Origin of the sequence: Dictyobacter aurantiacus (genome assembly GCF_003967515.1) — a bacterium.
Lineage (GTDB): Bacteria > Chloroflexota > Ktedonobacteria > Ktedonobacterales > Ktedonobacteraceae > Dictyobacter > Dictyobacter aurantiacus.
In genome coordinates, this window is sequence record NZ_BIFQ01000001.1 from 4,449,866 (window position 1) to 4,472,762 (window position 22,897).

The following is a 22,897-nucleotide window of genomic DNA, read 5'->3' on the forward strand; positions in this document are numbered from 1 at the left end:
TCGCAACTACCACAACTGGTATCTTGATGCAGTGCAAGATGCCAGTTTTTTTTTGCCTGCTTGCTACGCCTGCTTCTGCTCGATGGCGTCAGCGAACTCCAGAAAATCGTTCAGGTTGTGTTGCAGATAGTCGTAGAGTAGATCGTGGTTGAGCCTCTCTGGATCGTGCACCAGCGCGTCTCGCAAATTGATCAGGATCTCCAGCCGGTAGGAGAGGGGGCGTGGGATCAGCTGCTGGGCGGCGATGATACTGAGAAACTCGTGATAGCTTTCCGCGCGCCGTAGACCAAAACTGGCGATCAATGTGCCGCATGTCGATAGGCATGCTTCGATGGCCAGCTGCAGATAGCGCTCTGCCAGCGCGTACAGATGATAATCGGTGCTGAAGGCTTCTCGTGGATGCTGCCCCAGTTCCTGCAGGATGGGGATGGCCATGCGTATCTGTCGCAGCGAATGCTGCACCAGCTCTTTATCGATCGGCAGCATCTGCCCATATAGACGGCGCTCCAGAGCTTGATTCTGGATATCGTCAAACTTTTTAAAGTCCAGGTAATCCATTACGGCCCGCGTCTCAAAGGTGACGCGCTGCTTCTCATTGCGGCTGAACAGGATCTGTCCATAGCGAATGACCTGGAGCTTGAGCAGCAAGGAGGCCTGATTTAAGATGACCACGTCGATCGTGTCGGACTCCAGCCGCCGGGTTAGCTCACTGAGGAAGTACAGCTGGTAATCCAGAAACTGGTCGGCCTTAATCTGATCCATTAACAGGACCGCGATGTCAACATCGCTGAGCTGACCAAAGGTGGCGCGATTGGAGAGCGAGCCGGCGAGGTAGGCGGCGTTAACGGGGTTCTGTGCAAAAAATTGATTCAGGCGGGATTGTTTTTCGAATAAGTTCATGAACGACCTCCGAGAAAACCTGGACCTGTCCCAGATCGTTGGTTAGCTCGTGCGAGGGAGCGCACTTATCAGCAATAATACTCGCTTATTTAGAAGTATACCATAAAAAAGCGTGTAGGTTATCGCTTCATGAACTCACTGTGCGTGTGGCATGCATTGAGGGTAGATAGGGCCGCCTAGCCTTCTACCCATTCTTCTCCATTGGTGGCGACCTCTTTTTTCCAGATGGGGACGGTGCTTTTGAGCGTGTCGATCAGGTAGCGACAGGCTTCGAAGGCTTCGCCGCGATGAGGGGTGGCGACGACGATGATGACGCTGGCCTCGCCGATCTCCAGGCGTCCAAAGCGATGGGCGATCGCCACGCGCTCAATGGGCCAGCGCTTCCTGGCTTCCTCGATGATCGTTGCGATCTGCTGCTGCGCCATCTCTTCGTAGACATCATATTCCAGGTAGCGCACCTGTTTGCCACGGGCGTTGTCGCGCACAACCCCCTCGAAGATGACGATCCCACCGACGCTGGGATGGCTGATCGCGGCCACCAGCGCGTCTCGATTGAGCGGCTCGCGTGTCAACTGAATAATGGGTTCCACTAACATCCTCCTCCTGTGGGCGGAATAAAGACCAGCTCATCTCCTTCGTGGAGGAGTGTCTCCGGCGAGACATAGCGCCGATTGAGCGCATTGACCGAGCGATCCATCACCGGCTGTAGCCGTGGCTCGCGCTCAAGCAACAGCGCCCGCACAGCGGCCACCGTCGCATTATCATCCACGGTCAACCACTCTTCGTTCTGACCGACAATCTCACGTAATGAAGCAAAATAGCGAACTCTAATTTTCATGCCCAAAGTATAGCACATACTGCGGGCGCTTTGCTCTATCCTGCCAGGCTGGGTATTTGAGCTTGTAGGAGGATGTATTTTTGTCCAGTCTTGTCTAATAGAGATGAGTAAAATCCAACCTGATTAGTGTCAAATTTAGTGTCAAAATAGAGGAGAGTTGAAGCCTGGAATGGTCTGTTTTTGAATCGGCTTCTATGTTGGGTCTATGGGCTTTTTATGCGGGTTCACTTGATTTTTCTTGTCTAACTTTGTTGAACGTAAATAAGTGGCGTTGAACGTTTTTACACTCAGTTTATTAGTAACATGCTTATATTGTATCATAGCAGATAGGACAGGCACTGGATCAGTTAATTAGGGTTCGAATCTCTGTATCCCAGCAGCATAAAACGGCTTGCAGGGATCGTTTATAAGTTATGTGGTAGGAAAAAGATATGACAAAATATCAGGCAATAGAGCAAGCAAAGATGCACCCAGAAGCTCAGAGCAGAGGATTTATGCTCTTAAAACTATCAAATGGCATCAATGGGTCTTTTGATTGGCGATTTCTGGATGAGAAAGTGCCGAAGGGTGCCAAAGTTATCATTAAATATCGTACTTTCCGAACACAATTAGGAGAGTTAATGTGGAGCGGCGAGCATACTTCACATAATAAAGAAGAGACTGAATGGCATCAAGTTGTCCATGATTTGGAAGAATATAAGCATTTTCTTAACGTTGAAGCTCTTCAAGAATTTGATTGGATGGCTCTTAGAACTCCTTATGGGAATAATTCTTCTCAGTTTCCCTATATATTATGTGCGTTGACCTTTTCTGATCCTATCGTTCGCCGTGAAGCAATTGCTATGCTGGGAACAATTGAATATAATGATTGCATTTCAACTGCTACGTATCCGACTGTACGTTTTCTCCTGGAACTAGTGCGAAATTCCGCAATATCAGATAGAGCAGCCATCCTAGAGGTTTTACTTGCGGTTGCCAGAGCTGATTGTTATAACAGTAAACCTCTTGAGGTTATTGCAGATGAACAATTTTTATCTCTTGAACAGTACGAAGCATATCAAGCGTACTTTGCCATTCGTGATGCGATTCCATTTTTCTTGGCGCTGCTCGCTCATTCTGATATTGATATCCGTCGCTTCTCAAGCGGTATTCTAGGATGTTATCCGGAACGATTACGGGAGATCTGGCCCTCATTAGAACAAGCTTTTAAGGTAGAGCCAAACGAACTTATTCAGGTCATTCATTTATTTAACCTTTGCAATCTTGCGTCTGCGGATTTTTCGATTGGTATTTCCTGGCTGGAAACTACTAGGCTTACCCATCAAAGTGAGTTAGTACGTTGCTATGCCACTATTCGCTTAGCATATTTTTGCCGGCACCTTACCCCACCTGATGCTATTGCTGCGCTTACTGAGTGGTTGACGACTAATCCAAGCGTGTTAGCTCAAAACTATCGATCCGTCCCTGATGATGACTATTTTGGAAATTTGTATAGTGATGTCGAAGACGCCTTGCATGTATGTGAAGTAAAAACAAGTGAAGAAGCAGATTGAGCTAGTAAAGTGAAAGAGTTGGTACTTTATATAGAACAAAGGCGGTCTAGCTAGTTCCATACAATGCAATGGAACGGATTTGATTGCTCTCTTTTTTCTATGGTGAAGTGATCTGATGGCGAAGAGTTGAAAACCACGAGTGATATCAAGTTAAATGTCCTTCCTGGGCGCTTCGATGCCCTTTACAGGCTGATTGAGCCGCTTCTTTTTTGTCCAGTGGTGTTGAGTAAAGTGTAGTGAAATTTAGCCTCTAAGATGTCAAAATGGATGTCAGTTTTTGTACAATGTTGTGATGTGAGCGGGTCTCTTCGACTATAGCCATATGGTAACAGTGAGTCATTTTATTATATTGTCTCCGAACCATCATGTTGATGCTCATTTTTTTGCCTCCGTATGCTATACATTTCCAATGTAGGAATTACGTGTGATTTGGCGCGTAAAAAACTTTAAGCGTGGAAACCTTTCTTTTGCTCAATGAGATTATGGAAGCGTTCGACACAATCGATACAGATAAAAGTGCGTTCTGGAAAAAGGCCACGTAGTGGTGATGATGCGTTAGACGGGATGATGCGGGCTGTCTTCTGGCGGCAAAATGAACAGATAAACATGCGTACCACTGGTTCGTTGGGATGCTCAATGGCATAACGCACAGTATCTTTATCGATGGATAACGCCATTAACATGTCTGCTGCAATCCCATCTCCCAATAACATCAAACCAAGGAGCACATATTGCGGCCGAATTGCTTGCTCGCCTCTGTGGTGTGCCTCCTTGCCTGCTAGCGTTAGTGCTTGCTGTGAGCGAGGAGTCAACTCTGGTGGTGAGTTAGGATCTTTCGCTGGATAGGGCATACCTCCATAGATAAAGTCTAAACAGCCGCGAACGCGTGTATAATTAGCGCCCAAACTGTCAAGGACGGGCGTGATGCTTCCCTCGCGTATGAGACCAAGCAGCACATGTTCAGTGCCGACAAAACCATGCTGCATCGCAATGGCTTCCTCACGAGCCAAGTCGAGTGCATGTTGTGTCTGTTCTGTGTAGGCAGTAATGTGCCCTTCTGGTTGTTGCATAGTCGTTGTAACGTTCCTTTCTGCTACTTCTAATTTGGCAGCGTGGCGCAGAGCACGCAACTGTAAGACGCGTACATTTCCAGTGCTCAGCCCCAGTTCTTGAGAGACTTCCATAGAGCTATATCCATGCAGATAGCGTAGAGTAAGGATGAGGCGTTCACGCGGGGGCAGATGCTCAAGCAGATAGTGCGCACGGAGATGTGCTGCTCGTGCCGAGTCCTCCAGTTTAGCAACTTGAGTAATCTCTTCACCTAACATCTCCAGTGGAAGATGTTCGTACTGTCCATGTTCCTGCCAGTAATCGGCGATAGTGGTGCGGGCTGTGGCATAGAGCCAGCCGCGTGCACTTTCTTGTGAACGTTCCTGTTGGAGCCAGCGCACCGCCTTTAAAAAGACGGTGCTGGTGAGGTCTTCAGCCAGTGCTACCTGACCTACCTTGCTATAGATGTAGCGGTAGAGATCATCAGCGTACTGTCGAAATGTCAACTCCAGTAGAGTCTGTTTCCGGGTTTCGTCTTCTCCAGCAAAAAATGAGGACATACTTAGTTGCCTGCACTCCTTTCTCTTCTGATGTGTTATACTGCCGCATGTTACATACACATTTTCACAAAAGAAATCGGCGGTCTCTTTCTGGCTTGTCCAGTGGTGTTGAGCATAGTGTAGTGAAATGTAGCCTCTTTAAGATATCAGAATAGATGTTCGTTTTTGTACTATTTTCCTGCTGGCTGTTCGTGTGTATCGTGTAGAGTATGGTATAATTGCAGCTAAGATAGGTTGTGATTATCCGTGCATGTCTCAATTGAAAGGGACTCTTCTATGCCAACTCAAGATGAGCGAATAGGCACGTTAGAATATAATCTGAATCAATTCAAGACAGAAACCTTTAAAGCTTACCAGGATCTTACCATGGAAACGGTGATGCTGAAGGGCTTAATGGAAGACTCGGTCAAGCGATCAATGATCATGAGGAATCAGATTGCAAGTCTTGAACAGAATATGAACAGTCGTTTTGAAGCGGTAAATGATCGAATTAAGACGCTTGAACAGAGTGTGAATAATCGTTTTGATACTATAGATGCTCGCTTTGATCGTTTAGAGAAATTGTTCCTTGATCGCCTTCCACCTGCTTAAAATATCAAGTATAGAGAAAGCACCTGAATTATTGCTTCAGGTGCTTTCTTTTATATAGGTGATTAGTTTTCTTCCTATTAAGCACAGTCTTTGTTTTTTATGTGCTGTTGATATTCCTTAATTACTCTGGCTATTCCTGGGCGTTTTAGATCAAGTACATAAGCATTATCAGCAATGTGGTAAAGCGGAGAGAAGAACAGCTTACGTACTATAACGTCTCCGTTGTCACTTGTTACCTGAGCATATATTTTTGTGATCTGCCTCTCTGGATATTGGGTACACCAATAATTTAAGACTTCCCTTAACAGGTGATTTAGCTGATAAGGATGCTCTGGATGTACTACAATGCTTTCTGCAAGAAGAGTATAGTCTCCTTTACGGTTGTACGCCTCAACTTCATCTGGAGAGATTGAAAGCTCAGAACGTTGGCCGCTAAGTATTTCCATGATGGTATTTTCTGGTAAGGGTACCAGGCTTATATAAGCAAGCACGTTTTCTCGACTTTCTTTGTCGAAGATACACATCGTAATATGATCATTCTTTTTAAACCATGAGATATATAATCCTATGTCGCCTACCATTTCCTCTTTGTAGACTGCGAAGTCTAACTTCAATATAGCGGGTAGATCAGATACTTTCATCCAATCTGCAAAGTCTTTCGTCTCTGTCTGTTTCTTATTATCCTTTTTGCTTTGATTGATGATGGCTTCAATGTCTGCTCTGTTATATAATGCTCCTCTTTGTTTCCCTCCAGGCATGTGACTCCTGATTGCTTTTTCTCGCACTTTACGTCTGAATGTGCTTTCAGAAAGCCCGACAGCTACAAAGAGTTTGATAGCATCTGCTGACTCTATATAAGCTTCCTTGTTCATATTATTTGGCCTCTCTCGGTGTTATTCCTTTCCTCTTACTGTTAATTCTATCAAATAATCAGTCAAAATTCCAGTACTCAGAAAAATAACAGTTATTTATTATTGACAGTTTTAAAAATAACAGTTATTATATATGCGTGAGCAAGAAAAATAACAATTAATGAATTATTAGCCTGACTGTTATTCCGATCTAATGATGTCCTTGGGATATCGGGCTAGATCGAGGCTCTTGAGCGAGACTACGAATAAAACGATTTGATTGTCAGAATCGACCCCTGTACCGTTCATCGGTGAGGACTGGTGAGCCACTACAGGCAAGATGCCGAAAAGAATACTCCACCTGCGCTAGAGCGTTCAAAAGGGCGATTGGCGATGAGATAAGGGGCTGTGTAGCGGGTGAATGCATGAGGAGCTTCGGAAGCACTCATGTGGTGGTGTGTGGATGGTTACACAGTGAGTAGGTTCTCACTTTCGTACTGGATGGCGCAGGAGAAATCCCTTCGCAAGAAGGCGTGGAGACGACAAGACGTGATGAGTGAACGCGGAATGGAGGTGACTGCGAACCGTTCCGTCTTGTCCCTGCTTGATGATTGATCAGAGTATACAAAGGAGAAAAGGATGTTCTTCTGGGTTCGGCTCTGGGTAGATATCAAGGTGGCTCAACCAACGGTGCAAGCGTATGTCCAGGCACCGTCTGAAGGTCATGCCGTGGTGCAGCTCATGAAGAAGCATCACCTGCATACCGTCGATCGGGCATGGGTGTCCCGCTCGGCCAAGGTTGAGCCAACGGTACGGTTAGTACAGGTCTGTGTTCGAGGCAAGTATCGTTCCTGGCGACAAGAATTGTCATTCATGACACAACATATTCCGACAGTCTGAGTGCTGTCTTTTCCTTCCCTCTAAGAGACTTCGCTTTGTTGAAGGCTCTTTTTTTGTGTTCATTTTCCCCTCTGCATGACTTGCAAAGGTTGGCGGCTGGTAGTCCCGCTTCGGTGTGGCTGCTAGCCGCGAGTCTTGGCGGTCAAGGCTCGATCCTCGCTACTCATGATTGTGCTTGGTGTGTTTCTCTGCTGCAGAAAGGAGGCTGCGTATGGGCGAATTACTGTTGAGCTTTGAACATTTTGTGAAATGGCTGTGTGAGCGTGAACAAGAGATTGTTGGGTACCCTGGGATCTGGTTAAATGACCCGTTGTCAGAATGGATTTCTTCGTTGGCTGGCCGGGTATGGGGTACTGACGACAAGTTCTATGGTCCAGCTTCGTATGATACTCGCCTGTGGGCGTGGCTTCCTCGCTGGGCCTACCTTTTCAGACAGTGGAGTGAAAAACATGCCTACCGTCCCATGACTGGTGAGCAAGCATTTGCTATCCTGGCTGATGTTGAGCGCCACATGGGGTTCTAGCAGAAAGTTGAAATATTAACGTTTGAAAGGTGGTGAGTATGCGCTGGTCACATAACTGGCTGGTGGTGGTGTTGCTGGTCCTAGATGCAGTAGGCATCTATCTGGATTGGTCACTGCTGCTGCAGTTCCTGCAGGTGTTTGGTTAGTTCCTCATGGAGGATGTGACATGATGTCGCTGCTTCGTGATTGGGGATTGTACGCGGTTGTGATCCTTGTTGCTGCTCTGGCTGTCCTGGTCACGAATCGGCCCGGCAACCCTCGCGTGTGTCGTATCCTGGCTCGTAACGTGTTCCTTCTGAGTTTGTTCCTCTGCTTCTACCATCTCTTTGCTGTGACCTTTCTGGTCAAGGTTCCCGCTCTGGCTGATACATCCGGGGCGGTGCTGATTCAGCATCCATTGAGCGCTGGCTCCGTCAACTATGTCAGCCTGGCGCGTCAAGATGCGGTGGCCGCTGGTATTGATCCTGATTTGTTTGTGCGACAGATCAATCAGGAAAGTGGGTTTCAGCCTGGCGTTGTCTCTTCAGCTGGTGCCGTTGGGATTGCACAGTTTATGCCTGCCACTGCTGCGGGCCTGGGCATTGATCCCCATGATCCGGTGCAAGCGCTGCACGCAGCTGCCCGGCTGATGGCCTCGTATCTTCGCCAATATGGCAGTGAGTCGGCGGCGCTGGCCGCCTATAACGCTGGTCCTGCGGCCTTAAAAAATGCGCGTATGCAGTGTGGTGCTCGGTGGCAGTCGTGTCTGCCTGCTGAGACACAACACTATATTGCCGTGATTCTTGGATAGAACTATTCCCTCTCGTGTTTTGTGTGTTCTGGCCTGCTGCGCTGTGCATCGGGCCACATCTTTTGTTCAGTTTCATTCAATTCGAGGAGAAAAACACTATGATGACATTTACTGGTCTGGTCAAAAGTGGTGGCGTCTTCGTGGTTAAAGGCAAAGATGGTTCTGAGAAACAGTTGATTTCGTTTACGGCTGTCGATGCCCTGGGCAATACCTTCAGCTGCCAGATGTGGCCGGATGATCAGCAACATGCTCAACTACTGCAGTTGATTGGTTCGCTGCGTCGCCAACGCATTCAGTTTGAAATTGCTGGCTACACGGTGCGCCTGCGTAAATTTCAGGATGGCCGTACTGCACCGCAGATCAATTTTATCGTCACCAATGTGACGCAACCTGATCCCACACAAGCGGCGCTGGCCTCTGGCCTGTTCTTCTCTGGCACGGTCAAGACAGGCAATGTCTTCGATCTCAATACCAAGAATGGTCCGTCCAAGCTCATTTCACTGACGGCGATTGATGAACTGGGCAATGCCTGGCCGTGCCAGATGTGGCCGGATGATCCCCAGCATGCCCAGCTGGTCCCGGTGATCGCGTCGGCTCGTCGTCAGTCGGTGGGCTTTGAAGTCGTCAGTTATGCGCTGCGCATGCGCCAATTTCAAGATGGTCGTCCTGATCAGCCACAGGTCAATTTTACCGTCAGTCGTGTGTCGTTGCCGGGTCTGAATGTCCAGGTTGCCTAACAGGAGGTGTGTGCATGGCCGTTGCCAAGTTTAAAGTCAATCTGCGCAGCATGATTGGCATCCATCAAAACCGTGAGCGCTTTGACGTGCTGCTCACGGTGGTCCTGCCGTTGTTCCTCATGGTGGTGTCGTCCTATACCAATGCCTGGGCCTTCACAGGTGGGCATCTGTCACTGGAGAGTGCTGAGATTGCCAATACCTTGATTGCCACGTTCAAGGGGCTGTTTGTCGAGGCGCTGGTCTTCTGCTTCTTCCGCTTCGTCAAGATTCTCTGCTCATTGGGCTGGCGCTATACCTTTGCGGCGCTGGTGCCGTTCCTGGTCGGCCTGTTCGGCGTCGTCGTCTCGGCTGGCTGCGGCCTGGCCTGGGCGGCGAAGTCGGGTGAAATGAATTTCCTGGTCGGTGCGGTGACAACCTATATGTCGCCGTCGCTGGCCAATGTGTTCAAGGCTGGCATGGGCATGCTCTTCCCGGTGGCGCTGGCGGTCCTGGCCGTCTATGATCCCAAGCATATGATTAAGGAGCATATGGAAAGTGGATCGGAACTGGCCGTGATGGCGATGAAAGTGGAGAATGCGGAACATCACCAAAACATGCTCCGTGAAGCGCAGAAAGTCGCCAATCAGGATCAGAGCATCAAAGAGGCGTACAAGCGCATGGCGGCCAACAACGCCCAACAAGCCGTCACGTATGCTGAACAGGGCGACTATAGCTTTGGCCTGAAAACGGAGCCGTTACAACTCCCGGCGCGTCATCAATCCTCTGTGACACGCATCACGCCTGCGGCTACCGCTCCGGCGCTGGCTGCACCGCAAGCTCCTCCCTTTCCTGGGCTTCCCGTTCCCAATCAGCCGACGATTATTCCTGGCCAGGTCACGCAAAACGCACCCTTTACTGGTACCACCCAGCAACTAAATGTTGGTGGGCCGGTGCCTGTGCCTCCTGCACCTCCTCAAAAGCGAGGGCTTTTCGGTCAATTAGCAAACTGGTCAGCCGGAAACTAACGCCATCTCTTGCACGCCTGTACGCCTGCACGCCGTCCTAGACGGCTGGCAGGCGTGCGTTCATTGCTTCTGGTGATTGCTATGGTTGTGATTACAAAACACCTGCTTGATGCCTTTATGGCGTGCTGTGTCGGTCGGCGTGATGATTATGCTTATCAGCGCTCGGATGGCCGCTATTGCCGCGCTGGTTGCCCGCTCACCTATGATGTGGTCTATCGTCATTTGCAAGGGGTGCAGACGATTGGCTCCTATCTCATTGATGAGCAAGGGCTGTGTCGATCTGCCGTCTTTGACAGTGATGCATCGTCTGGCCAGGTCGATCTCCTCCAGGTGCAAACACAGTTGGCGGGGGTGGGGGTGCCGTCCTACCTGGAACAATCTCGCCGTGGTGCGCATCTGCGCGTCTTCTTCCGTGATCCGGCCTCGCCGGCGCTGGTGCGTCGCTGGCTGTTGCCGTTCCGTCCTGATGGTGTGGAGTTCTATCCAAAGCAGGATGCGTTATCTGAGAGCGTACCGCTTGGCTCCTTGGTCCGGCTGCCGCTCGGTGTGCATCGGGTGACAGGTGAATGTTATCCCTTTGTGGCCTGGTCGCATGGGCAGTTCATACCGGTGGCTGCCTCGCTGGCTGACATGCTGGCCTGGTTCTCCACCGTCCAACGGGTTCCCGTTCCGGCGTCGATCCCGCTCCCGATCACTGACCAGGCAACGCCCACGATCCCGCGCACCATTCCCTTCAAAACCGTTCCAACTGAAACCACGCTGACGATTCGAGACTGGTGCAGACAGCATGATCCCGTTGCTATGATTGGCCGCTATGTGGCGCTCGATCAGAAGGGAATGGGCTGCTGTCCGTTTGGCTGGCATCACAATGATGGTGTTGATACGCATCCCTCGCTGTGGGTCTATCGTCCTTCCTCTCCTGATCTTTGCTGCTGGTATTGCCATGTCTGGAAGCAAGGTGGCTCGCTCTTCGATTTCTTCCGCTATTACTATGGTCTCTCCGCTCGTGAGCTGTGGTCACACATTCTGGCGGGTGGGCATTTCTAGGAGGTATCGCTATGATGGAACGTTTAGCCGAGGTTCGCACCATTAATGAAGCGGTGTGGGCCAATGTGAATGGTCGCAACAATGGTGTCTATGCTCGGATGGCTGACGGTGCTATTCATCGGATCAATCGCGCTCGTCGGGTGCGTGGCGTCTTGCAGGTCCATAGTCTGCATACTGGCTCCTGGGTATCTCCTGTCGAGGTCTATCAAGCATAGGAGGTGTTTTCTTGGGAACGCTGAGTGAGATGTTGCCTCTTCTTCAATATCCTGATTGGCTATGGAATTTAGAAAGAGGCATTGCTGTTCGATATCATCCTGATCGCTCGTTGTGGGTTCTCGATATGAATACTGGTTATGAATATCCTGCTCAATCTGTTGAACAGGTTCCTGCTATTGTTGGTGAATGGACGGCAAACCACTATATCTGGGTACTTCGTAAGATGTAGTCATAGCAATTTGGGGCAGGCGCACACAAGTAATACGCGCCTGTCTATCCTCATACACTACGAGTCTTCAATTATAAATAGCGTTTTTACTTCTTTGGATGTGATATGCGGTAGATTGTATATCTGAAGTTGGTACAAATTATTGGATTAGCATCCCCTATCTATATAATATGAAATACTTTGCAATTTTATCTAATAGCCCCTTCGTATTCCTCTTTCTCTTTTTTATTATTCTTCTTCCTTTATTCCTTTTCGGGGTAAATTCTGTAATTAATATTATTATTACCATTAATATTATCAAAACAATAATCTCTAATAGTGATATTCCTCTATACATAACAAGTCTATTTGTCTTAAGTCTTTCAATGAATAATATCACCATAAATACCATTATTGGGGCTACATATGATAATGGCAGTCCCATATATGTGTTAAATCTCGTCCACCTATATCCTGTAGCCAATCTTATTACTAAAGCTACTATTATTAACGCTGCAAAAACTAATATTGGCACGGTATACATATTTACTCCTCAAATACATAGTATTTTTGTTTTAACGATGCTCACCTTATATAAGACGGTTCTTCCTCGTGCTTTTCCAAAATAAGTGTTAGAACGAGCTGTTTAAACGCTCACCTTTTGAGGCGCTTTCGTGGATGAACAACTTCAGAAATTCCCTGAGTCCTGGCTCTATAGATCTGCGTTTTTCCTTTTTTGTCAGCGAGAGAGTTTATGCGTTATCGCGTTGCATTCAGGCTGATGCTTGGCTCTAGGAGATGTGTATGCCGAATTATGGACAGCCCCTGCAGGACTATGGCCCTTGGGAAGGTGAGACTGTTCCGGGCTGGTTTGATGTTGCGATCTGGCCTGCTGGTCTTGGTGAGAACCGTATGCCGCTGTATGCCGGATATATCAAAGCTGCAACAGCCTTCCAGGCGATTGAAGACGCTATGCGCAATTATGGCCTCTGCAGGATTGCCTATGCGTGTGCGCGTGCTCTGGATGGGTCGATCTGCTATCGAGCATTCAAGGTGTTCGTGACCCTGGATGCGGTGCAAGACGATTGGGATCAGGAGTTTGATACCCTGCTGCGCTCGATGGATTGGTAGTGCGAGAGCTTTGAGCGGTCCAGCAAGTAAACCGGACCGCTCAAAATACATTACTGCTTGCTTGGTGGTTCTAGTATTATATTTTTATTGTTTTTTGTTCTTATTAATCGATTTATCTACCAATAAAAACAATAATATATTTAATACTGACATAATGCTTATTGGTATTAATGCTAGGTATAGAGATTTTTGAAGTGGTTTGCCGTCTGATAGGTTCATCCAGGTTATTACTACAACTCCGATAATCCAGAGAATAAAAAGTATAAATAAAGTGATTTTCTTGTAAGAAGGCATATTTTTTTACCTTTTTCGTATTTGTAACATTATTTTTCATTACTACAGTCATTGATCGCATAAGTCACAAGGAGGTGTGTATGAAAAAAGCAATATTAAAGCATTGGATACTTGGTAATTAGGTATTGTCCTCCTGAGGGTTGTTTTCGTTTGTCCGCTTAGTCTTCGATTTCGCAAATTTGTTTGAGATTATCCCTGCTATAAACACGAGCATTATATAAACGAATGCGTCTATCCATTTTCGATATGCAAAATAATCGAACAGGAACATGGCTATGCAGACAATCACTATCACAACTATTGCATAAAATCGGGATGAAAACATACAAGGCTCACTCCTCGCAAGCTCGTTTTTTTCCCATTTTAACACATCTATATGACGGGTAGTATTTCCTCTTTTCTTTCTCCCTCTACCTGATATTCTTATTCTTCTGATTGGGCTTCTTGGCTGGATGGCTGTGTGTTGTATCGCTTGGCTAAAAAGACGACGAGCAATTTGGCAAATATCATTATCCAGAATGGTCCCAGCACAGCAAAGGCCAAAAAACCATAACCAATTGCAGGGAGATACATTTTCTTTTCAAGGGCATCTACACATAAATAACCTAAAACGCAAAAAATAAAAAGCAGAGCAATGCAGGAAAAAATAACTCGAATTGGCTGGATTTTCTCAAGAATTTGGTTTCTGGTGTTGTCATCCATAACTGGTTATTTCTCGCTTTTCTTTCCCTCGTCACTTGTTGTCATGACCCAAGCCATTTTACCAGTAATATGGCTAGTTTTAAACACTTTGAGAGGAGGTGCCTATGGGTAGCAAAGTGAAAGTCTTGGGGGCATTCATAGATACGCTCTATCTGAATGTGTACCAGACGGATAGCAATTTTCAGATAGTCAGGAAAAAGCTGTCTGATGAGCTGAAACTTGAGCTGCAGCAACTGAAAGAACTGGCGCAAGAGGAAGAGGAAAACATTCCGACGCGCTTTTCTTTTGATGGCCGGCCACTGCTGATGATGACGAAAGGAAGTGAGGGCTTCAACTGGATCTTGAAGAATGACAGCATCAATTTTTGCGTCAACCGCGGCTCAAGAATGAACTTGTGCGCCCAAGTGCGCTGCTCGTCGGAATACCTCTGGAAGAGGCGGGATATCAGCACGATCGTCAATGATGTGTTCTTCTTCGCGACTCAGGTATTTGGACAGAACATTTGCCTGCAGGTGTCGGCGCTTGACCTGGCCGCCGATGTCCTCAATTTCCAGTTGCCCTCCGCGGATGAAATTAAGGAGTGCTTTATCTCGCGTGCGCAGCTGTCGGAAGAAGCACCTGGTAGCCTGGATGATGGCTTTGTCGACGGTCCAGATCGGATCAAGCGCCGCTGGGGTCGCATTACTGGCTTGCCGTTTGGGGCGCGTGCCGCTCCCATTTCTGCCTTGATTTACGACAAAACGCATGAGATTAAGTACAACTCTCCTGAAAAGGGCTGGCTGTTTGATCTGTGGCATGAGTCGGCGCGTGTGCAGGGGTTTGAGTACACGGAAGATATGCCGGTGATACGCAATGAGATCCGGTACCGTCGCCCGGCGCTACGGGAAATGAAGCAGGTAGGCCGGGGCGTCAAGGATGGCGAGGAACAAGAGGAGGTCTTGTTTCATGGGATCGAGGATGCGTTTTTGCTCGAAACCTACCTTGCTGGCCTGTGGGGGTATGCGGTGGGTCATGTGGATGGTGGCGCTGATGGTCTGCCAGATGGCTGGCTTCGCTATGTCATTCCCAGCGAAACGGATGTCAACCGCTCTCGCTGGGAAGTGCATCCAGATTGGCAGGTGATTCAATCGGCCTTTGCTGTTCCTGAACTGGAAGAGTCCGAATATGAACGGGAGGAGAGAGAGAAAGCAGAGTTGCTGGCCGAGGTCGATGCCTACCTGGAAGAGCATCCTTTCGAGCACAGCAAGCCGGTACATAAGAAAAAGAGAAAGTCCGCTGTACAACAGCCTTCATATATTGCTCCTGTCGTTGATCCTGCGGTGTTCAATCTGGCTCCCTACATTCGAGAAAGAAAGCGGCACGTCAATATGGAACGGATGGTAGCCCAGCTGACGGGGTGCATGTCTACCTTTGAGGCCTGGCGTGCTCATTCTGATGATCGCCTGGAGGCTGATATATCTGCTGATTTCTCGGATACGCTGTCGGTGTACTACCGGCTGGCGGAAGAGTATATGCGACTACGACAGAAGGACTTCACGGAAACAGTGCGCAAAAAGCGCGTGCTCTATCATATCGCTGATTCAGCGTCATAGGAGGTGCTCTATGGGTCGTCGTAAAAAGATCTCGACCGCTCAGCCTGTGTTGTTGAGCGTTGCTGATGTGGCTATCCAATTGGGGGTCTGCCGTACAACGGTTTATAAGTATATTTACTCCGAGGGCCTGCCTTCTATGTTGCTCGGTGGGTCTCGTCGCATTCATCCCGAATCTTTACAGACCTGGCTAAAGCAATTAGAGGCAACTTCTCTCTAGCTTTGGCTCGTGTGTCCTGGCGTCTGGTGCTCCTGATGCCAGGGCTTTTTTTTGTATGGAGGTGTTTTATGGCTCGGCAGAGGAAAAAGAGCGTTCGTGGTGGTGGCACCGTCTTTCAACGGAAAGATGGTCGCTGGGAAGCAAGGTTTAAGGTAGAGGAAACTGGCAAGTATAAGTCTCTGTACGCTACCACAGAAAAAGAAGCGTACAAGCTTCTCGAAGAGGCAAGGCTGCAGCAGAGGCAAGGAGTACTCGCAACTGGCCCCCAACAATCGTTGAAAGATTTTCTGGAATATTGGTTAGAGGATGTCGAAAAGCCGACCGTCGGCGTAAGTGCGTATATTGGCAATCGTATTGCCATTCGTAAGTATCTTATACCGGGGCTGGGGCATATCAAACTTCAAAAGCTGACAGCACATCAGTTGCAAGTGTTCTATGCACAGCATTTAAGAGAGGGGATGTCTGCCAGTCGCGTGGCTCGGCTGAATACTGTACTTCATAAGGCTCTCGAACACGCAAAACGTCTCAGGTTAGTTAGTATGAATGTTTCTGATGATGTGGAGTTGCCAAGGGTTCGTAAAAGGGCCTATCAGGTCTTGGATTCCGAGCAAGCCAAAGCGTTGTTACAGGTGGCAAGTGAAAGGGGCCTGGATACATTGCTCGCCCTGGCTGTAGTTACGGCGATGAGAAAAGGTGAGATATTGGGCCTGCGCTGGTCTGATATCGATATGGTAAAGCAGGAGATTCGCATATCACGTACGGTCAATTACTATACTGGTTATGGGTTTGTCGAGACGGATGGGAAAACGAAAAACAGTGCGCGTGTAATCAAGTTACCGGCGTTTTTATCTGGGATGTTGAAAAAACATCATGCTTCGCAACTGGAAGATAAACTGAGGGTTGGTGATGCATGGGTTGATCGCGACCTGGTTTTTCCCCGTAAGGATGGGGATTTCATGAGGCGTACCACACTCGATTATCATGTCGATAAATTGTTGGAAAAAGCCGGGTTGCCATATGTTCGCTTTCACGATCTGCGTCATAGCGCTGCGACCATTTTACTGGCCATGGGGGTTCCTGCGAATGTGGTGCAGGAGCTTTTGGGACATGCTGATATTAAAATGACGCTGGGTATATACGGACATGTCCTTCCATCCATGCACAAAGATGCGGTCGATAAAATGGATGGTTTATATGGAAACTAGCTCAATATGGTGTCAAATTTAGTGTCAAAGGGTGTTTAGTGTGGATCAGCATATGCGTAGGCGGGCCTGACAAGCCCGTCTATAGTTGCTTTTGAGGCAAAAACTGCTGCTCATGCCCAAAGTATAGCACAAATGGCGAGCGCTTTGCTCTATCTTATTAGACCGGCTTTTTGAGCTTGTAGGAGGGTTTATTTTTGTCCAGTCTTGTCTAATAGAGATGAGTAAAACCCAACCTGATTAGTGTCAAAATGGAGGAGAGTTGAAAACCACGGATGCGCTTGTTCTAAACGTCCATCATAGGTGTTTCCACACGCTTTGTAGGCCGAATTAGTGTCTTCATTTTTGTCCAGTGGTGTTGAGTAAAATGTAGTGAAATTTAGCCTCTAAGATGTCAGAATGGATGTTAAGTCTAGCTTCGTGTTTTCCTCATTCTTTGATGAGTAGGTTTGATTTACCTACAATAGGTTTGGGGTTTGAATTCTTAATCGCCCACCTAAATAAGCCTCTACTGTGCAAATTATCCAGAGTGAGCTGCTTCTCATCTTTGTATCTCTATTCTATCATATTGCACGGTCCGATGCATCGGCCAAATGATCGGTGTATTCTTGCCCCGTTTCAGGTATTCTCTCTAGCGGAGCCTTGTGTTGAGGGGAAGCACAGGCATGTCTTTTCTGAAAAAAATATCGGGCCACACATGATTTTTCAAAAAGGAGGTATGGAGATGACTGTACGACAGAATATGAAAGATGATGCAGAATTGGTCTGGGTTCCTGGTGGAACATTCAGGATGGGAAGTGACCTTGAAACATTACGTCACCTTTGGCAACAAAACGGTTGGGATGCTGACTGGTTAAAAAAGGACGGACGGATACACAGCGAGATGAATCCACATGAAGTCGAGATTGCAGGCTTCTGGATGTACCGCGATCTGATCACGATTGAACGTTATTTTCGCTTTATGCAGGAAACGGGCTATCCTGCTCCCATTGATCCGCAGGTTCATTCTCAAGAGAACAGTGCTTGGCTTGAAGGTCGCCCTCGTCCAGGAGCCTTTTCCTTACCTGTCAGTTCGCTCTCCTGGGAAGATGCCGTGGCCTATTGTCGGTGGGCCGGTGTCCGCTTACCAACAGAAGCAGAATGGGAGTATGCGGCGCGTGGCCCACAGGGCAACATCTTTCCATGGGGCAATACCTGGGAAGAAGGGCTATGCCGCTGTGCAGATGAAATTGCTGGAGATACTTTTCACACACATGCCTCTTGGCGTGCTTGGTTAAACGGAGAAGGGCCTGATTCCAATGGTCACTATTCGCCTTCTGCTTGGCGAGCACAGCATATTGCCCAAATGGAGGGTCCGACTCCAGCAGCGTGCTATCTAGGAGATGTGAGTTGGTGTGGAGTACGGGGGATGGCTGGTCAGGTGCATGAATGGTGTGCTGATTGGTATGACCCTGAGTATTACCAGCACAGTCCTCGTTCCAATCCACAAGGTCCCGAACAGAGTTGGCCTGGATATCTCCCCCATCGGGTGATGCGTGGTGGATCGTGGAGCAGTCCAGCTAATCAAAGTCGAGGAGCTCAGCGTTTCTGCCATCCACCTCAGAATCGAGCGACCCACAATATTGGCTTTCGACCAGTTTTGTGTCTGGAGGTTGAAAACAGATAGCCGAATGTGCGCGGTTTCTATTTAAAGCAGGGATGGGCCGTATTGACTAAAGAAAAGCTGTCAATTACTATTTTGTATTGTTTTCCTGCTGGTTGTTCGTATGTATCGTATAGAGTATGGTATAATTGCAGCTAAGATAGGTTGTGATTATCCGTGCATGTCTCAATTGAAAAGGACTCTTCTATGCCAACTCAAGATGAGCGAATAGGCACGTTAGAATATAATCTGAATCAGTTTAAGACAGAAACCTTTAAAGTCTACCAGGACCTTACCATGGAAACGGTGATGCTAAAAGGTCTTATGGAAGATTCCGTTAAACGATCAATGATCATGAGGAATCAGATAGCAAGTCTTGAACAAAATATGAACAATCGTTTTGAAGCGGTCAATAACCGACTAGAGACGCTAGAGCAGAATGTTAGTAGCCGCTTTGATCGCTTAGAAAAGTTAATCCTCGATCGACTTTCTCCTGCTTAGATGGTATGTAATAAAGCACCTGGATAGCTCTACACGTCCAGGTGCTTTTTCTTGTGGCGGTGTGCATTCTTAAAATATAAATATAGTAATTAGCACAGCAATATTATATAATCCCTCGCAGAACGTTTTTGTTGGCAATAAAAGCTTAGAGGGGTTCTTCCATCAATGAAAATATTTTTCCTTTTCCTGGGAAGTGAATTAACCTTGCTTGCCGGTTTATTTTTTGTGATTGGAGATGTTGTTTCTATACAGAAACAACACTGGTCATATCTTCCTTTTTATTTAATACTCACCCTTATCCTATTTCTTGCTTCTTTTTTACTATGTATTGCTGCCTTCAAAAAATGCCCACATTGCTCTCATCGGCAAACAATCAACAGTTTATATTGTTCACGTCGCGGTCAACCATTTTCTTTACTCAAACCTGTTTGAACGGAAGAGAGAGATTTTGATATAAGTAAAGCACCTGGACTCTTTGTTTGCCCAGGTGCCTTAGTGTTTTTGGCGGAATTTAATATGGTTCTTTTGGTGTGGATTGTTTCTCGTATCTTTTGCGTCTTCGCTCTAAGCTTCTTTTCGATCTTAAGTACTTGTTGATAAACTTTGACTGACTTTTGAAACATTCACATCGAATTTGTCGCAGCCCGGCCGACACCAGTGTCGGCCGGGCTGCGACAAATTCGATGTGACAACATATGTATGCCACGCTATACAATGATCGGCTTCTTCTTTTGTAGCGCATCCATCACCTGTTGCGGCAGGTTGAGATCGCCCTGTACCAATGCTGGCGGCGTAACCGCCATCCACTGATTGAGAGAAAAATCAGCATAGCGATCCGTTTTAAATATTTCCAGAAAGCGTAATGTTGTCTTGCCGGTATTCTCGACATAGTGTCCCATATTCGCCGCCACATAACCGACATCGCCGGCCTGGTAGTCGAACGTTGCGGCTGTGCCGGCACCAGCAAAGACCGTCATACGTGCATTTCCTTCAATATAGTACTGCCATTCATCGGCATTCGGATGCCAGTGCATCTCACGCAAACCACCCGGTTCAACCTCTACTAACGCGGCCGCGATCGTTGTCGAGACGCGGAATTGGGTTGAGTCAACGACCCTCACCCTGCCATGAGCTTTGCCCTGCGTTGGCGGCTGAGCCATCAGGTGATAGGTGAAGCTTTGTGGAGATTGCCCGTAAGGATCTGAGACGGGCGTTGATGAGGTGGGAACCTGGCCGGGGTAAATCCAGCGCGTAGATGGCGGCGCAAGGTTGGCGAAATTGCTTTCCGCTACACCAAAGTTTTTCGCCAGCACCGATTTCGGCGTGTGCGCGAACCAGTCGCTGAGCATGAAGGTTGAGCCCGCGGAGAAGTGACCATCATCAAAGACCAGCAAGAATTCACAACCACCCTGAAGCCCCTGAATCGAGTGCGGAAAACCGGCCGGGAAGTACCAGAGATCGCCGACGCCAACATTATCGACGAAATTACGTCCCTGAGGATCCAGGCAGGTTACCTGTGCCCTTCCATTGAGCATAAAGGCCCATTCAGCCTCTACGTGCCAGTGCAACTCGCGGACGGCACCCTCCTTCAGGCGCATAGTTACCCCTGCTACATCCGTTGAGACGGGTAGCTCCGTTATCGTTACCTGGCGAGCCCAGCCGCCATTGGCAAGCCGATTATGGGCGTTGCTAAACGAAAATTTGAGATTCGGCATAATGCCCGCATCGGTCGTAGGGGGAGCCATGCTATCAAGATTCATCTCATCAAGCACCACATTACGGGGCCCGGGATCGGTCGCGCCGAGATTGCCTACAATCGGTTCAGGTACTGGATCAATAGCTGCAGCGGCGGTTGTCGATGCAGCATGAGCAACAGCAGGGACATTGGTGACACTGGCAACAGCTCCCGCGGCCGCCAGGGTTTGAATAATTTTGCGTCTCGTTGTATCCATAATATCCTCTCTGCCTGGTATCTTATAAATAAAAGTTTCTCGCAGTGAGCCATTCATTGTAGGGCTCAGCTTTGTAAAATAAATAAGTAAAAGCCATTGAGTGATCCAGCTCCATCACATTCGCGCCTGTGAGAAAACTCTCCTCTTATGAGTGTATGCACACGCCAGCCGTTTGGCATCTGTGAAACAACTGTATTTTTCTCTACCTGCGGAGGGAGATACGTAGGTAAAATAACGTATGAGGTATCTCATCGGCAGTGTACGACGCACTAATGGGGGACCGGGCCTACTCTCCACAATTCAGTCATTGGCAGGATCTATTGCTTGTTGTTAGTAGTGTGTGGATAAATACTAATAGAGGCGCTAAATGTGCTATTGAAGAGCTGTAGAGTCTATAGAACGTGGGTATTGTTTCATGTATGATGCGATTGTAATTGGCTCGGGTCCAAATGGCCTGGCGGCGGCGGTAGAGCTGGCGCGGGTGGGACAACATGTGCTGGTGGTGGAGGCGAAGGAGACCATTGGTGGGGGATCGCGCTCGAAGGAGCTGACGTTGCCGGGCTTTGTGCATGACGTGTGCTCGGCCGTCCATCCGCTGGCTATCGCTTCGCCATTTTTTCAGTCCCTGCCGCTGGAGCGGTTTGGCCTGGAGTGGCTGCAGCCCGAGATTCCCCTGGCCCATCCTCTGGATGATGGTTCGGCCATGCTGCTGCAACGTTCTGTGGACGAGACGGCCGCTACTCTGGGTGTGGACGCGGGAGCCTATCGTAGGCTGATGCGCCCATATGTTGAGCATTGGCCGCTGATCGTGAACGCCTTCCTGGGTCCATTGCGTGTAAAGCCCCTGCTCCATCCTCTGGCACTCGTTCCCTTTGGATTGGCCGCCCTGTCTTCGGCACGGCTGTTGACACAATCGTTCTTTAAAGAGACACGTGCTCGTACCATGCTGGCCGGTATCTGCGCCCATTCTATGCTGCCGCTAGATCGCTTGACCAGCGCGGCGGCGGGTATGCTGTTGGGGACGGCCGGGCACGCCGTCGGTTGGCCTGTGCCTCGCGGCGGTTCACAGAGTATCGTGGACGCGCTGGCTGGCTACCTGCGCTCCCTGGGCGGGGAGATTCAGACGGGCCGCGAGTTACAGCATATCGATGAGCTGCCAGCGGCCAGGGCGTATCTCTTTGATGTGACGCCGCGCCAGCTGCTGTCCATGGCAGGTAATCGTCTGCCCGACAGCTATAAAAGGCGTCTGCGGCGCTATCGTTATGGGCCGGGTTCCTTTAAGATTGACCTGGCGCTGGATGGTCCGATCCCCTGGAAGGCTCAGGAGTGTCTGCGGGCAGGGACCGTTCACCTGGGCGGCTCTTTCGCTGAGATCGCCGAGTCTGAGCGACAGGTGTGGCGTGGTCAGCACGCGGAGCGACCCTATGTGCTGGTGGCCCAGCAGAGCCTGGTAGACGCCAGTCGCGCGCCGGTGGGTAAACATACAGTGTGGGCTTACTGCCACGTTCCCAGTGGTTCGACCTTTGACATGAGCGATCGCATCGAGGCACAGATAGAGCGCTTCGCGCCGGGCTTTCGTGATCGCATCCTGGCCCGCCACGTCTCGAATCCTGCCGCGCTGGAGCAGTACAACCCCAATTACATTGGAGGGGACATCAATGGCGGTGTGCAGGACATCTGGCAGCTGTTTACGCGTCCGACCATACGCATTGATCCCTATACGACTCCCGCCCCGGACATCTTTCTTTGCTCCTCGTCAACGCCGCCGGGCGGAGGTGTACACGGCATGTGCGGCTACTTCGCGGCCCGGGCCGCTTTGAACAAAACATTGCGGGTCGATAAACATAAATAGGGTAGGCTGTTCTATCGTACAGCAAAGCGCTGCCGCAACTGTTT

General features: G+C 48.7%; 25 protein-coding genes. 17 read left to right on the forward strand and 8 right to left on the reverse strand.

From position 1 onward, the window contains the following. Positions 1–63: 63 nt before the first annotated feature. From hepT to KTT_RS17900, 3 genes are all read right to left on the reverse strand, one after another. Entirely contained in the window at positions 64–900 is an 837-nt protein-coding gene (hepT, locus tag KTT_RS17890; protein ID WP_126597290.1) for a type VII toxin-antitoxin system HepT family RNase toxin, read from the reverse strand. Positions 901–1,076: 176 nt separating this feature from the next. Then, positions 1,077–1,490, reverse strand: coding sequence for a molybdenum cofactor biosynthesis protein MoaE (locus tag KTT_RS17895; RefSeq protein ID WP_126597291.1), 414 nt, complete (start codon positions 1,488–1,490; stop codon positions 1,077–1,079). Then, positions 1,490–1,738 (reverse strand): MoaD/ThiS family protein, encoded by a 249-nt coding sequence (locus KTT_RS17900; RefSeq protein WP_160145952.1) that lies wholly within the window; start codon positions 1,736–1,738, stop codon positions 1,490–1,492. The genes KTT_RS17895 and KTT_RS17900 overlap by 1 nt, the downstream gene beginning before the upstream one ends. A 431-nt stretch (positions 1,739–2,169) precedes the next feature. Here KTT_RS17900 and KTT_RS17905 point away from each other — a divergent pair, with 431 nt between their 5' ends. After that, positions 2,170–3,291 (forward strand): hypothetical protein, encoded by a 1,122-nt coding sequence (locus KTT_RS17905; RefSeq protein ID WP_126597293.1) that lies wholly within the window; start codon positions 2,170–2,172, stop codon positions 3,289–3,291. 446 nt (positions 3,292–3,737) lie between these two features. On the opposite strand, the gene KTT_RS17910 is transcribed toward KTT_RS17905, so the two are convergent. After that, a complete protein-coding gene (locus tag KTT_RS17910) occupies positions 3,738–4,901 on the reverse strand; it encodes a sigma-70 family RNA polymerase sigma factor (protein ID WP_126597294.1) in 1,164 nt (387 codons plus the stop codon). Positions 4,902–5,177: 276 nt separating this feature from the next. Here KTT_RS17910 and KTT_RS17915 point away from each other — a divergent pair, with 276 nt between their 5' ends. After that, a complete protein-coding gene (locus KTT_RS17915) occupies positions 5,178–5,492 on the forward strand; it encodes a hypothetical protein (RefSeq protein ID WP_126597295.1) in 315 nt (104 codons plus the stop codon). A gap of 77 nt (positions 5,493–5,569) precedes the next feature. Here the strand turns inward: KTT_RS17915 and KTT_RS17920 are convergent, their stop codons facing one another. After that, positions 5,570–6,364, reverse strand: a complete 795-nt coding sequence (locus KTT_RS17920; RefSeq protein ID WP_126597296.1) for a hypothetical protein — start codon at positions 6,362–6,364, stop codon at positions 5,570–5,572. Positions 6,365–6,982: 618 nt separating this feature from the next. Here KTT_RS17920 and KTT_RS17925 point away from each other — a divergent pair. From KTT_RS17925 to KTT_RS17960, 8 genes are all read left to right on the forward strand, one after another. Continuing rightward, complete coding sequence (locus KTT_RS17925; RefSeq protein WP_126597297.1) at positions 6,983–7,243, forward strand: hypothetical protein; 261 nt, start codon at positions 6,983–6,985, stop codon at positions 7,241–7,243. 211 nt (positions 7,244–7,454) lie between these two features. After that, positions 7,455–7,766 (forward strand): hypothetical protein, encoded by a 312-nt coding sequence (locus KTT_RS17930; RefSeq protein ID WP_126597298.1) that lies wholly within the window; start codon positions 7,455–7,457, stop codon positions 7,764–7,766. A gap of 166 nt (positions 7,767–7,932) precedes the next feature. Then, entirely contained in the window at positions 7,933–8,556 is a 624-nt protein-coding gene (locus KTT_RS17935) for a lytic transglycosylase domain-containing protein (protein WP_167838170.1), read from the forward strand. 98 nt (positions 8,557–8,654) lie between these two features. Next, the gene (locus KTT_RS17940) at positions 8,655–9,293 is read left to right on the forward strand and encodes a hypothetical protein (protein ID WP_126597299.1); all 639 of its coding nucleotides are present in this window, start codon (positions 8,655–8,657) and stop codon (positions 9,291–9,293) included. A 14-nt stretch (positions 9,294–9,307) separates the two neighbouring features. Then, positions 9,308–10,297 (forward strand): hypothetical protein, encoded by a 990-nt coding sequence (locus KTT_RS17945; RefSeq protein ID WP_126597300.1) that lies wholly within the window; start codon positions 9,308–9,310, stop codon positions 10,295–10,297. A gap of 81 nt (positions 10,298–10,378) precedes the next feature. Further along, positions 10,379–11,344 carry a TOTE conflict system archaeo-eukaryotic primase domain-containing protein gene (locus KTT_RS17950; protein ID WP_126597301.1) on the forward strand — a complete coding sequence of 322 codons (966 nt, stop codon included), beginning with the start codon at positions 10,379–10,381 and terminating at the stop codon, positions 11,342–11,344. A gap of 11 nt (positions 11,345–11,355) precedes the next feature. Then, on the forward strand, positions 11,356–11,559 hold the full coding sequence (locus KTT_RS17955) for a hypothetical protein (RefSeq protein WP_126597302.1): 204 nt from the start codon (positions 11,356–11,358) through the stop codon (positions 11,557–11,559). An 11-nt stretch (positions 11,560–11,570) separates the two neighbouring features. After that, positions 11,571–11,789 (forward strand): hypothetical protein, encoded by a 219-nt coding sequence (locus tag KTT_RS17960; protein WP_126597303.1) that lies wholly within the window; start codon positions 11,571–11,573, stop codon positions 11,787–11,789. A gap of 157 nt (positions 11,790–11,946) precedes the next feature. Here KTT_RS17960 and KTT_RS17965 read toward each other — a convergent pair whose 3' ends face one another. Continuing rightward, positions 11,947–12,312 carry a hypothetical protein gene (locus tag KTT_RS17965; protein ID WP_126597304.1) on the reverse strand — a complete coding sequence of 122 codons (366 nt, stop codon included), beginning with the start codon at positions 12,310–12,312 and terminating at the stop codon, positions 11,947–11,949. A 260-nt stretch (positions 12,313–12,572) separates the two neighbouring features. Between KTT_RS17965 and KTT_RS17970 the strand changes: the two genes are divergently transcribed. After that, entirely contained in the window at positions 12,573–12,899 is a 327-nt protein-coding gene (locus KTT_RS17970) for a hypothetical protein (RefSeq protein WP_126597305.1), read from the forward strand. Positions 12,900–13,616: 717 nt separating this feature from the next. Here the strand turns inward: KTT_RS17970 and KTT_RS17975 are convergent. Beyond that, positions 13,617–13,895 carry a hypothetical protein gene (locus KTT_RS17975; protein ID WP_126597306.1) on the reverse strand — a complete coding sequence of 93 codons (279 nt, stop codon included), beginning with the start codon at positions 13,893–13,895 and terminating at the stop codon, positions 13,617–13,619. 104 nt (positions 13,896–13,999) lie between these two features. Here KTT_RS17975 and KTT_RS17980 point away from each other — a divergent pair, with 104 nt between their 5' ends. The 5 genes from KTT_RS17980 to KTT_RS18000 all read left to right on the forward strand — a co-directional run bounded on the left by KTT_RS17980 (position 14,000) and on the right by KTT_RS18000 (position 19,049). Next, entirely contained in the window at positions 14,000–15,487 is a 1,488-nt protein-coding gene (locus KTT_RS17980) for a hypothetical protein (protein ID WP_126597307.1), read from the forward strand. A gap of 10 nt (positions 15,488–15,497) precedes the next feature. After that, positions 15,498–15,704, forward strand: coding sequence for a helix-turn-helix domain-containing protein (locus tag KTT_RS17985; RefSeq protein ID WP_126597308.1), 207 nt, complete (start codon positions 15,498–15,500; stop codon positions 15,702–15,704). A 68-nt stretch (positions 15,705–15,772) separates the two neighbouring features. Continuing rightward, the gene (locus KTT_RS17990) at positions 15,773–16,909 is read left to right on the forward strand and encodes a tyrosine-type recombinase/integrase (protein WP_160145953.1); all 1,137 of its coding nucleotides are present in this window, start codon (positions 15,773–15,775) and stop codon (positions 16,907–16,909) included. Positions 16,910–17,630: 721 nt separating this feature from the next. After that, positions 17,631–18,572 carry a formylglycine-generating enzyme family protein gene (locus KTT_RS17995; RefSeq protein ID WP_160145954.1) on the forward strand — a complete coding sequence of 314 codons (942 nt, stop codon included), beginning with the start codon at positions 17,631–17,633 and terminating at the stop codon, positions 18,570–18,572. Positions 18,573–18,755: 183 nt separating this feature from the next. Beyond that, complete coding sequence (locus KTT_RS18000; protein WP_126597311.1) at positions 18,756–19,049, forward strand: hypothetical protein; 294 nt, start codon at positions 18,756–18,758, stop codon at positions 19,047–19,049. Between the two features lie 707 nt (positions 19,050–19,756). Here the strand turns inward: KTT_RS18000 and KTT_RS18005 are convergent. Beyond that, positions 19,757–21,001: an oxalate decarboxylase family bicupin gene (locus KTT_RS18005; protein WP_126597312.1), complete on the reverse strand. Its 1,245-nt coding sequence runs from the start codon at positions 20,999–21,001 to the stop codon at positions 19,757–19,759. Positions 21,002–21,416: 415 nt separating this feature from the next. Here KTT_RS18005 and KTT_RS18010 point away from each other — a divergent pair, with 415 nt between their 5' ends. Continuing rightward, positions 21,417–22,853 (forward strand): phytoene desaturase family protein, encoded by a 1,437-nt coding sequence (locus KTT_RS18010; RefSeq protein ID WP_126597313.1) that lies wholly within the window; start codon positions 21,417–21,419, stop codon positions 22,851–22,853. Positions 22,854–22,897: the final 44 nt, after the last annotated feature.